The sequence below is a fragment of the Crocosphaera sp. genome (genome assembly GCF_030064895.1).
GTDB lineage: Bacteria > Cyanobacteriota > Cyanobacteriia > Cyanobacteriales > Microcystaceae > Crocosphaera.
Genome location: NZ_JASJEB010000011.1, coordinates 1 through 11,818 on the forward strand (window position 1 = coordinate 1; position 11,818 = coordinate 11,818).

At 35.7% G+C, this 11,818-nt stretch carries 10 protein-coding genes and 2 pseudogenes; 8 read left to right on the plus strand and 4 right to left on the minus strand.

Translation table 11 applies throughout. The annotated features are described in order from the left end of the window. Both QNJ66_RS04820 and QNJ66_RS04825 read left to right on the plus strand, forming a co-directional pair. On the plus strand, positions 1–300 hold a 300-nt coding region (locus QNJ66_RS04820; protein ID WP_300503557.1), incomplete at its 5' end, for a DUF565 domain-containing protein. A gap of 193 nt (positions 301–493) precedes the next feature. After that, positions 494–1,555, plus strand: coding sequence for a glycerate kinase (locus tag QNJ66_RS04825; RefSeq protein WP_300503559.1), 1,062 nt, complete (start codon positions 494–496; stop codon positions 1,553–1,555). On the opposite strand, the gene QNJ66_RS04830 is transcribed toward QNJ66_RS04825, so the two are convergent. Beyond that, on the minus strand, positions 1,544–2,359 hold the full coding sequence (locus QNJ66_RS04830; protein ID WP_300503561.1) for an Rpn family recombination-promoting nuclease/putative transposase: 816 nt from the start codon (positions 2,357–2,359) through the stop codon (positions 1,544–1,546). The two genes, QNJ66_RS04825 and QNJ66_RS04830, sit on opposite strands and share 12 nt — an antisense overlap. Positions 2,360–2,393: 34 nt before the next feature. Here QNJ66_RS04830 and QNJ66_RS04835 point away from each other — a divergent pair, with 34 nt between their 5' ends. The 4 genes and pseudogenes from QNJ66_RS04835 to QNJ66_RS04850 all read left to right on the plus strand — a co-directional run. After that, positions 2,394–3,287: an ROK family protein gene (locus QNJ66_RS04835; RefSeq protein ID WP_300503563.1), complete on the plus strand. Its 894-nt coding sequence runs from the start codon at positions 2,394–2,396 to the stop codon at positions 3,285–3,287. A gap of 300 nt (positions 3,288–3,587) precedes the next feature. Next, positions 3,588–4,931, plus strand: coding sequence for a hypothetical protein (locus tag QNJ66_RS04840; RefSeq protein WP_300503565.1), 1,344 nt, complete (start codon positions 3,588–3,590; stop codon positions 4,929–4,931). A gap of 211 nt (positions 4,932–5,142) precedes the next feature. Continuing rightward, positions 5,143–5,373: pseudogene (locus QNJ66_RS04845) on the plus strand (hypothetical protein); the annotation flags it as partial. Beyond that, positions 5,313–5,501: pseudogene (locus QNJ66_RS04850) on the plus strand (ROK family protein); the annotation flags it as partial. The pseudogenes QNJ66_RS04845 and QNJ66_RS04850, both read left to right, overlap by 61 nt. Before the next feature lie 8 nt (positions 5,502–5,509). Here QNJ66_RS04850 and QNJ66_RS04855 read toward each other — a convergent pair. The 3 genes from QNJ66_RS04855 to QNJ66_RS04865 are packed head-to-tail and all read right to left on the minus strand — an operon-like array spanning position 5,510 to position 6,901. Then, positions 5,510–6,052 carry an ImmA/IrrE family metallo-endopeptidase gene (locus QNJ66_RS04855; protein ID WP_300503567.1) on the minus strand — a complete coding sequence of 181 codons (543 nt, stop codon included), beginning with the start codon at positions 6,050–6,052 and terminating at the stop codon, positions 5,510–5,512. A gap of 17 nt (positions 6,053–6,069) precedes the next feature. Continuing rightward, positions 6,070–6,432, minus strand: coding sequence for a type II toxin-antitoxin system PemK/MazF family toxin (locus tag QNJ66_RS04860; RefSeq protein WP_300503569.1), 363 nt, complete (start codon positions 6,430–6,432; stop codon positions 6,070–6,072). Continuing rightward, positions 6,416–6,901, minus strand: coding sequence for a helix-turn-helix domain-containing protein (locus QNJ66_RS04865; RefSeq protein ID WP_300503571.1), 486 nt, complete (start codon positions 6,899–6,901; stop codon positions 6,416–6,418). Before QNJ66_RS04865 ends, QNJ66_RS04860 begins: the two co-directional genes overlap by 17 nt. A 135-nt stretch (positions 6,902–7,036) precedes the next feature. On the opposite strand from QNJ66_RS04865, the gene QNJ66_RS04870 reads away from it, so the two are divergent. Together QNJ66_RS04870 and QNJ66_RS04875 are read left to right on the plus strand one after the other, a co-directional pair. Further along, positions 7,037–8,182, plus strand: coding sequence for a hypothetical protein (locus tag QNJ66_RS04870; RefSeq protein ID WP_300503573.1), 1,146 nt, complete (start codon positions 7,037–7,039; stop codon positions 8,180–8,182). Next, positions 8,183–11,764: a hypothetical protein gene (locus tag QNJ66_RS04875; RefSeq protein WP_300503574.1), complete on the plus strand. Its 3,582-nt coding sequence runs from the start codon at positions 8,183–8,185 to the stop codon at positions 11,762–11,764. Positions 11,765–11,818: the final 54 nt, after the last annotated feature.

The following is an 11,818-nucleotide window of genomic DNA, read 5'->3' on the forward strand; positions in this document are numbered from 1 at the left end:
GTCACTCAAACCAAGTTTAATGAAACTTTTAGTAATCCTTGGCGACGTATCTCTTTAAGTTTAATTAGTGTTCTTCTAGGCTTTTTTGTCGGTCAGGCTGTTTCTATTACCGCAGGACAAGAAGCTTATTGGGATATTACTGTAGGTATTTTCCTGTTAATTTTCACCGAAGGAATTAGCAGAATTACCTATAGTAGAAATAAAAAAGAAGGGCGATCACTCAGTCTCGATATTCTCAATCTTTTTAAAATTGGGGTAACTTATAGTTTATATATTGAAGCCCTGAAATTGGGATCGTAAAATATAAGCTGTTAAGCATCTAAATTACTATAGTAGACTGACCAAACATTGAACATCTTTCATTTTGGTTTCAAGACTCTCCCTTTAGGGAGAAAGAAGTTTGGGAGAGGTTTCAACCCTACTTCCAAACGAATGATAAATGATAAATGTTAAATGATAAATGAAATGACAACTGATAACTGATTGCTATAGCATGGAATCTCTTAAGTTACTAGAAAAAATCAATCAATTTTCTGCTTTATCTTCCTCTGATATAAACACTCTATTAGAGGAAGACTTAGAAGATAAATATTTCTGTAATATATTTAATATAAATTCAGAAAATGGCAGAAAAAAAATAAATAATCGTCTTGATTTATGGAAAAAAAGTTATCCTTCGGTTGAGCAATACTGTCAAAAAATAGGCTTTAATACTCTTGACATAATGTTATTTCTGTGGAAACTATGGCTACCATTAGCTATTCAATTAAGTCAAGAAAAAAGTCAACAAAAAACACCGTTAATACAAGGAATTTCAGGAGGACAAGGAACAGGAAAAACAACTTTATCAAAAGTTCTTTGTTTAATTTTAAAACAATTAGGATATACAACTATTACCATTTCTATTGACGACTTCTACAAAACCTATAGTGAACGTCAAAAATTACAAGAAATTGATCCTCGTTTGATTTGGCGTGGACCTCCAGTAACCCATGATCTAGAATTAGCAATTAATATTTTAAACCAATTAAAAGACCCTAATTATTTGTCACCTATTTATCTTCCTCGTTTTGATAAATCATTATGGAATGGTCAAGGGGATAGAAAAGAATCAGAAATGATTAATAATAAACCTGATATTGTTCTATTTGAAGGCTGGTTTTTGGGAGTTCAACCCATCAATGAAACTAAATTTAATGACGCACCATTACCCATTAAGACAGAAGAAGATAGACAGTTTGCTAAAGATATTAATGAGAAGTTAAAAGCTTATTTACCCTTATGGGAAAAATTAGATCGCCTCATTATTCTCTACCCTAAAGATTATCGTTTTAGTAAACAATGGCGCAAAGAAGCAGAACAAAAAATGATCTTATCAGGTAAAACAGGGATGAATGAGCAAGAAATAGAAGAGTTTGTTAACTATTTTTGGAAAGCTTTACATCCTGAACTATTTATAACACCTTTAGCCCAAAATAAAAGTTTTGTTGATTTAGTTATTACCATTGATGATAACCACCGTCCTCAACAATTAGATAACTATTTAAAGAGATGAACCATTAAACCATTTCTCTAAATCATCTGTTGATTGAAAATCTAATAAAGCTTCTCCTAAATTTTCTAATTGTTCGATAGAAAGACTTTGAATTTTTTGGCACAATTGGGGAGAGACTTCGCCGATACGTCGTTTTAAAAGACGCAAGATTAAATTAGCTTCTCCTTGTTGTCTTCCTTCAGCATTAATTTCTTGGTAAATAACTGATTCTTTCATGATGTCATTCCTCAATAATCTACGTATGATGTCTTTATTTAATACTAATCCAGCTAAAATAGCAGTTGAAGCAGCAAGATTACTTTTTTCTGTTTTGTTACTTATTTTTTCAATTTCTTGGCTAATTTGTCTAAGTAAATTTTCCCTATTTTCTACTTGAGTAAGGATAGCAAAGGGAAATAGTCCAGGAAATTGTAATAAGCTTTCAGAAGGGGTTTCCCAAAGGCGAATTATATTAAATTCATGTCTTGTCTTACCTCGTTGATAATAATTTTGTCTGACTAAAAATGACTGAGTTGGCCTCAGATAAATTATCACTTGATGAATGTCTTTTTCTTGATAGCGTCGATAGAGTCTGACCGCATAATCTAACATTCGGTAAGGAAGATCATCTTTTGGATCAGTTTGGAACTCAATATGTAATACAATGTTCTCTGACTCTAAAAAGATTAAACTATCCGCCCTTATTGGTTCCAAGGATAACTCTGATGGCTTAATTTCCGTTAATTCCATTGGTTTTCCTAATAACCAAGTGGCTAAGTCTTTAGAATAATTAATTGCAATAAATTTGCAAGTTGAATCATACATAAATCTTAACACCATCACTTTTAAATTAAATTGTATGCAAAAACCCTCAGTCATTGGCCTTGATCTCGGTGGAACTGCCATTAAACTAGGACAGTTTCTCGCAGATGGTACCTGCATCAACTCCTTAATCGTTGCTACTCCCCAACCAGCAACCCCCGAAGCTGTGGTAAAAAGGATGGTGGAAGCGATCGCTCAACTTAACCCCACTGAAAACTGTCTTGCTTTAGGAATAGGAACCCCAGGACCGGCTGATAAAAGTGGTAGAATCGCCAAGGTAGCCATTAACTTGTCTGGATGGCAGGATGTCTCCCTAGCAGACTGGTTAGAAGCGCAAACAGGACTACCCACAACCATCGCTAATGATGCGAACTGTGCCGGTTTAGGGGAAGCTTGGTTAGGTGCAGGGAAAGACTATCAGAACCTGATTATGTTGACCTTGGGAACAGGGGTTGGTGGTGCCATTATCCTCAATGGTCATCTATTTACCGGTCATTTTGGGGCAGCAGGAGAATTAGGGTTAATTACCTTGAATTTTGATGGCCCTATGTGTAACAGTGGAAATAATGGCTCTCTAGAACAGTATGGTTCCATCCAAGCTATCCGCCGCATGACGGGAAAAGAACCAGCAGAATTAGGAAAATTAGCGGAAAAAGGCCATAAACAAAGCCTGGAATTTTGGAAAAGTTACGGTTGTTTATTGGGTGCCGGTTTAGCTAGTTTGATCTATGTTTTGACCCCAGAAGCGATCGTTATTGGGGGAGGTATTAGCGGTAGTACAAAGTTTTTCTTTCCAGCTACTATAGAAGAAATAGAAAGACGAGTTTTGCCTAGTTCTCGCGAAAATTTACAGCTATTAACGGCAAAATTAGGTAATCAAGCAGGAATGGTGGGTGCAGCTAAACTAGCTTGGGAATTACTAGAAAAGTAAAAATTCTGATGTATTGTTTTATTCTTGATTATTAACATTATTTTGTTAGTGAAAAATAATAGTTAACTTACTCAATCTAAGATAATATGTTAGGGTACTGACAACATTATAAGAAAAAAATAAATGCAACTGACATTAGACATACCAGATGAACTATAGGAACAATTGAGTTATTATTTAGAACAACATCCTCAAGAAAATGCGTCTAGTGTTGTCCAAGTTGCTCTAAAAGATAAATTACGTCCTCGTAATGGAACAAGATTGTTAAAATGTTAAATTTTTCTTCTCAATTAAATTAAGATGACTAAGAAATCTCAAAATAAGACCTTTTATTCTGATACACTACTATACCTATTACTATTCTTATTGATTTCTCTCCCTTTAATATACTCATTTTCAATTGAAAAACACTTATCAGCTGACGGTGTCTATTATTTAACAAGTATTCTCGATCAAGAAGATTTTACTTATATCAGTTGGTCACGTCAGTTTTCAAATTACATTACTCAATGGCCTTTAGTATTAGCTGTCAAAACGGGATTAAAGAATATTCCATTGCTGACACAGGTTTATGCCACTGGTCTTTATTTCCCTTACATTGTTTCATACTTACTTTGTATTTATGCAGTTCGTAAAGAAAATAGCTTTCCTTTAGTATTCCCCCTAGTCAGCATCATAGGAATAAATTTATCTGCTGACTATATTTTGATTGGTGAACACCATGTTATGGTTCTCCTGTCATGGCCTATTCTCTTACTCTTACTTCGGAAAGAACCGTTAAATTGGTTGGATGGGTGGCTTCTTTGGATCTTATTGGCCGTCTTTTCTCGTACTTATGAAACCTCAATAATTCCAGCAGTAATCTTCTCAGCTATTTCAGTTGTGAAGTTATATAAAGCTCGTCAAAACAAAAAGCAAGTAATCATATACAGTATATCCTTGTTTTTAAGTTTTTTAACTTTACCAATTAGTTTATATTTTATTCTTAACCCCGTATCTGAATCCAATAAATCAGGCTTTGTTTCAGGTATTTTGAGGATTAGACTATATAAAGCGGCTTTGGTAAGCGCAAGCTTTGCTTTTTTCTCGACTATTGGATTAATCTACCGCAAAAATTCTCTTATCTTAGTCTCATTGTTTCCTATGACCCTCTACGTTTATCTTCTGTTGTTCAGGACTCGCGGTCTTACAGCGGGGGAATCATTTGGCAGTAGAACATTATCTTTAACACTACTACCTTTACTGCTTATATGTACAATAGTTTCCTGCTATTATAATATCAAGTCGAATAAGACTAGCACTCGTATTCTTGTTCTATTTGTATTGCTTATGGCCATAGGAAACTTCCGCTTTGCAGGTAATTGGAAAGACTTTCGCCAGCAAGTTATAGATATAGTTAATACAAACAAAGGGTATATTCCAATCGAAGAAACAATTGTCAAGCAGAGCTACGAAAGCTGGGTATGGAATAATTCTAGCCTTGGTGTTGTTTGGTCATATCCTTGTGTGAGAAGTATTTTATTAAATATGCCTAATATAGGATGGGAACCATTTGATCCTCATAAAGAACTGATTTTGAAGAATTACGTTAGTTATGATGTTTTTTTTAGTGGTGTAGACGACAATATAACAACTTGTAATTAGATAATATAGCAGTCGCCAAAGCTATTAGGACATTTTTCTGTTCCCTGTTCCCTGTTCCCTGTTCCCTTAAAATATAATTTATGTGTCCTAACTAGCCTGTCTATTGCTATATTAACCCCGATGCAGTGAACTATAGAATATCTCCCCATTGGGTAACTGTATAACTTTTACCTGATAAAAAATATAGCTTACCGAAACCCAAGCATATGAAATGTGCGATCTCGATCTAGCAACCGTTATAGAAGGATTACTGGATCAACCCACCCCCATGATCTGGCATCAAGACACGGATATCAGCGATATTGATGTTATGGTTATCCCTGGAGGGTTTAGTTACGGTGACTATCTTCGCTGTGGTGTGATCGCTCGTTTTTCCCCTGTGATGCGATCGTTATTGGGGGAGGTATTAGCAGTAGTACAAAGTTTTTCTTTCCAGCTACTCTAGAAGAAATAGAAAGACGAGTTTTGCCTAGTTCTCGCCAAAACTTACAGCTATTAACGGCAAAATTAGGTAATCAAGCAGGAATGGTGGGTGCAGCTAAACTAGCTTGGGAATTACTAGAAAAGTAAAAATTCTCTTAATTCAAAAATATACCGTTAACGTTACCACGAAATCTCACCATCTCTTTACTGGTATTAAAGTGAACAGCAACTTGAGAGACATTCATCTGTTTCTGCTTTGCCCAAAGTAAACCCCGTTTAGGAATTTGTAAACATCCCCCCAAAAAAACGGCTTCATCTTCATCTTGTTGTCGACGTTGAGGAAGTCCAGTTTTAGGATCGTAACCAACCATTTTATGTTTTAAAATTATATGGGCAAATTCGTGCATTAAATTAGACTGTTTGCGTACTGGTGTATGACGGGAATTATGAACAATCCAAACTGGTTTTGTCCTAATAATTCCTGCCGACCAATTATCGCTATTACATAATATTTTGACTTGTTCTGGTTCTGTGTTGGGTACTGTTTCCGCAGTAAAAATTGTTGCTTGAAAATGTTTGGACAAAACTTCTGCTGGTAATCTTTCATAAGCTTTAAAGCTTAGAAGATTTCGCTTTTCACTGGCGATCGCTTCTAATCTTTGTCTATTTTCAGTAGTTAAACTTTCAATTAATCCCATTACTACTTTTACTATGATTAAGTTACAAACATCAAAGGTTTTAATTTAGCACAAATTTCATTGATAACTGAAACAGGTGCTTGCTCGATAAATTTTATGTTTCTGGCTCTCCAATCTACACTTCTCAAATGATGAATTAAAACCACTCCTCCTATTTTTGTTTCTGTTGTCAAAGGCACTTCAAAACTAAAACCTTTTACTTTACTGGTAATAGGACAGACAAAAACTAGAGAAGATAAACCATTAAATTCTTTTGGAGAAATGACGATCGCTGGTCTATGGCCCGATTGTTCCCTTCCCGTACGAGGATCAAAATCTAACCAAACAATATCACCGCGACTAGGAATATAAAGATTTTTTTCACTACCAGATTTCTTCACCTACAACTTCTCCCCAATCATATTCACCTGCAAAGTCTTCACTACTTGCTCCTGCCAATAATTCTTCTAAAGTATACTCTGGTTTAGAAAACAGAGGGTTTTCATTTTTGTCACTGTTAACCTCTTGCTTTTGAGATAGGTCTGGATATGCTGCTTTAACTAAAGATGCTAAAGCATTGGCGATCGCAGGATCAAGGTTTTTATCGGCGCGCAATTGAATTGCGATCGCTTCAGGAGTGTCTAAATCTTGTTCCTCCTCAGTATTTTGAATTAATTCCGCCGGAGAAACTTCCAGCCATTCACATAATGCTAAAAAAGTCTCCATATCTGGAGTTTTACCCTTCTCTATCCGTGAAATAGTAGAAGGACTAACATTACCAATGTCTTTAGCTGTCTCCCTTAGTCCGCGAGTTCCCCGCTTGCTACGCACCAAATTTGCTAACTTCTCTGCGTTCAAATGACTTTTCATGGTTCTGTTTCACTGAAAAATATTTTGTTTCATTGTTGACACAAAAAGAAAAGTTGTGTACGATATATGAAACGATTGTATCGTATATGAGAAAAAAAGCAAGCGTAACTTCAAGGCAAAAGCGAGTGTATAAAAATGATGTCCAGCAGTAAATTCGATTATTTATTAATTGGTGTAAAGGAATATTTACATTCCAAGAAAAAATATCCCTATCCCGATCTGCTACATCAGGGAATGAATAATTTGTCTCTGGAAATAACAAAAACTGTTTCTTTTCCTAAGACAATGCGAGGTTTTTTGAAATTACTAGAAGAACCAGTAAAAGATTATCTTCCTACTAATTGGATTCCCTCAGAATTTGATCGAGATTTTGGTTTATTAGATATGGGTAGTTTTAGTGAAGAAGCCAATGATTATTTGATGGAAATACTATTAACAAAAGATGGGATTTTGCAATCTTTTAGTACGATATTTAAGCAGTTAGAAATTGATAATCAAAAATTTATTCGTATATTAAACAGATTACGAAAAGCTTACACAGAAGATGAGCCTGAAAAAGCACAAGAAGTATATGTAAAAGTTCGTCGGTTTGTGATTGAAAATCAATACGCTACTATTGAAGATATTCGTAAAACTTTTCGACGTATTGAATATGTTTCTATTGAAGAGATAGGAGAATTATACGAAGACTGCGAAGAAAATCGAGACTATTGGTATTGCGATCGCTGTGGTATTTTGACAGAGAAAAATGGGCAATTAAAAGGATTAAAACCTAGATTGTGTGGTAATCATCATCAAGACCTAAACTATGTCCATAAAGTAACATCGAAAAACGGTTTAGTAAGAATAAAAGAAGGAATTCGCCAGCGAGTTTGCTTTCCTGGTATGCCGGAACTTAATTTGTATTCTGCTTTAGAAAAACTCAAAACAGAACATTCAGAATATTTAAAAGATATTCGGTTGTATCCAGGTTTAGATCGCTACGATATTCAGTTGCGTTTCACTGACGAAACAGTATGGGCAATTGATTTCAAAGATGTTCGTAATCCTTATAAGTTGGCAAAGGATCTGAATGGTTTATATGGCGAAGGAAATTTGCGGTATGACCAAAGTTTTTATGTAATTAGCGATCGCTGTGTAGATATTTATCCTGAATATACCAAAATTGTCAAAGAAGAAGCCAAAAAATTACCTAAACAAACTCAGGTAGTTAGTGACCAATTTTTTCAAGAACAAGTCATGGAAAAAATTACTCAATTACAAAAAGGAGGTAACGTTTAAATGACTGTTAAAACTAGAGATTCTAATACTCTGTTTGAACCTCCTGCTAGTTTTAGGAATCGAATTCAAGACTTAAAAGATCAAATTCCTGAATTAAAAGATAAGCCAGCAGAAAGAAGATTGCTTTTGCAAGTCGAATTAGGCTTTGCTTTGATGGAATATTTAGAACTCGATGACGAACCTGTTACGGTAGTTTGGGCAATTCTTAGTGGAATGTTTATTAAACATCCCAGGTTAGAAAATTTGAGTCAAGAAAAGAGAAGAGCGATCGCTAATTGTAGACAAATTGTACCTTTTTCTTCTCGTTTCAATTGGTTAAATGCCCTACGAGATTATATTCTTCATGTTCCCAAAAGTTGGCGCAACTATGACTTTGATATTCAAGATTTAGACAATCAAATTATCGATGCTTCAAGGAATATACAACAGAGAACAAATAGAAATATTTGTGAAAATTGTTTGAGTGCAGAATTAAAGTATAGAACAAGAGAATATAAATATGTATCAGAAAACGAACAATATATGTTTTTTCCATACAGTCAAAATGAAAAGATCCCATTAAAAATTAAATTTGAAGAAGATGATATTACTGGGTCAAATAATTCATCTTGGTTTGATGGAGTACAACCTAGAACTCCTGTTACTATCAATTTAGAAAATTTAAGAGATGAAGCAATTTTATTAGATGAAAGAGAAGAAGTTTTAGTACAACAATATGATAATGACGAATCTAAAATAAGTAGAGGAAATTGGGTAAAACGTTTTAAGCGACTTAACTATCACAAAGTTTTACAAGATAACGTTATTGAACAACAACCAGCCCAAACTTTGACCGTAGAAGACTTGACTCATGTTGCAGGGATGGTTGCATCGGGAAAGTCTACTTTATCTTTATTGTTAGCTAGTCATGTAATTAGAAATTTGAGCGATCGCCGTATAACGATAGTTGTAGGAGATACTCAGTCAGCGATTAAAATAGCCAATCAAATTAATTGGTGGTTTAACGATGATCCAGAAAATGACGAACCTGTAGCCGTTCCAGTTTTGGGTAGAAGTCAGCGACACAAACACTTGCAAGGATTTACTGATTCTGATGATTATCGATCGCATCTAACAAGAGAACAACCTCATTGGGGGGAACGTTGGTTAAGTACCGTGTGTCCTTTACAAGCTAAGATATCAAATAGCGATCGCCAAAATATTTTAAAAGGAAAACCCCTCAAACCAGGAACAGAACCCTGTCAGGGATTGAAAAGCATTGACGAGGATGATAAAAATATTTATTCATGTCCTTTCTTCTATAGTTGTCCATCACAACAAACTTATAGAGATATGCCTCAAGCGCGAGTTTGGATTACTACTCCTGGAGGAATGGCCTATGGAGGAATGCCAACTCATTGCGAAGTACGGCCAATTAAAATGGGCGAATTGGTTTATGAACAATCGGATATTGTAGTATTTGACGAAGCAGATACTATTATTGAATGGTTTGATAAAGTTTATGCAGAACAAGTTACCCTAACAGATGGCAGTAGAAACGGTGTTTTTGATCATATTGGAGTTAAAACTGAACAATCAACACGAGGTCAAGCTTTGCGATCGCCTTTAACATCTAGATGGAGTAAAGTGCAAAGAGATGCTCAAACAGCTATCAATATGACGCTTACGTTACTGGGTGAAGATTTAGGACAGAAGATTTTACAAGACTGGGTACAACAAGGTTATTTTACTCCTCACGTTCTTTTTTATAAGTTAGCGCGTCGTTTGGCAGGTTTGGAAGAGTACAACACCTATGAAAAATCAGAACACCAGTTAACAGAGGATGAAGGCAGAATCAGGCCAATGATGGAAATTGTAGATGATTTTCTTAAAGAAGATCCTTTACTAAGGCGCAGTAGTGATAATCTCGCCACTAGAAGACTATTAGAAATCGTGAAAGACATTAATAATAAAGGGGAAAGTCCTACTGATGAAGAGATCAAACAAGATTGTCGTAACTGGATAACAACTTTTTTTCCTAACACGCAAAGCAACTTAGATCGCCTGAAAAGTGAGTTAAAGAGTCTTAGAAACCAACCAAACTCAGAACAACTATATCCCTATCTCACGAAGGAAGAAGAGATCGATACCATTGAACACCTTGCTTATCGCTTGCAGTTTACCCTTACTATTACCCTGTTAGATCGCCATACTAAAATTGTTTTCTATGAATGGCAAAATAGACCAAACAATATTCGTGAACCGTCACCCCATCGCAGGATGCCGAGAGGAATGCTTAATATATTGCCCTTACCAGTGACAGGAAGACAATTCGGCACATATTATTCTAGTAAAGGGAGTGATACTCTTAGTTTGTTTGCTTATTCTAATATTGGGCGAGATTATGTACTCAATTTTCATCGCTTACTAACGGATTATGATGGTTTAAAAGGTCCCAATGTTCTCGCACTGTCAGGAACGTCTTATTTACCAGATTCTACTACTTTTCATGTTGGTGATCCTCAAGGTGTATTAATGCCGGAAGAAAAAGCACAACAAGCGATCTCTCAAAGCAAATTTGAATTTTTACCCCAGTTTAACGATAAAAACAAGCCAATTCGTGTTTCTGGGAACTTGAGTAATAAAGTAAAAGCTTCTGCCAAACTAAAACAGGTTGCTAAATCTTTAGTTGTTCAAAGCGGTAGCTATCAAATTATCACGGAATTACAAACCTTAAAACAATTAGGTGAAGATGAACCGGAACTTTGGGCAGATCGCGATCGCATTTTGATTTTAGTTAATTCTTATGAACAGTCTAAATGGGTAGCCGATGAGTTACGAACTTACTCACCCTATCCCCACGATGAGATAAAGAACCTGGAAAGGGATAATCTCGAACCAGACAAAAAGGGTAAAACTAACCCAGGAGAACTGAAAAGAGCAGATATCGAATCTTTTGCTAATACTGGAGGTAAGATACTGGTTGCCCCCACAAATTCCATCGGACGGGGTTTCAATATCCTCAACAATAAAGGTAAAGCAGCTTTTGGTGCCGTTTATTTCTTCACTCGTCCCTATCCTCATCCCAACGATACAGCAGCGATCGCACAGGAGTTAAATCGACGCGCTTACCAATGGTTAGAAAAAGAAGATTTTATTGCCTGGGAACAAGGAGACGGAATTGCCCAAAGTGCCGAAATATTGAGGAAAACGGCCAATAGTTACTGGCGATCTGTAGAACACCGTTCTTATTATCGAACTTTACGAGATAACCCAGATTTATGTGCTTTTCCTCGTTATGATTTAGCAGCGACAACATTAGGTCGAATTATTCAGGCTGTAGGGCGTTTAATTCGCGGTGGTGTACCCTTTAACGGCTATTTTGTTGATTCTGCTTGGGCAGATAATAGTGCGAAAAAACTAGCTGCTAAAAGAACAGGTGAGGATGTCAGTCAAATTAATGATGACAGCGAAGAAAGTAGCTTGCTGGTAGCAACAATATTAAGAGTTTGTGACTATGCTTGGGAAGATGATTCTGTTGGGAATGCTTTATATATACCCCTTGCTGATGCTTTAGAAAATATTGAAAATGTTTTCTTTTAAAAATATTCCTAAGGTGGGCAATGCCCACCCTACCATTCAACAAACACCACCCTA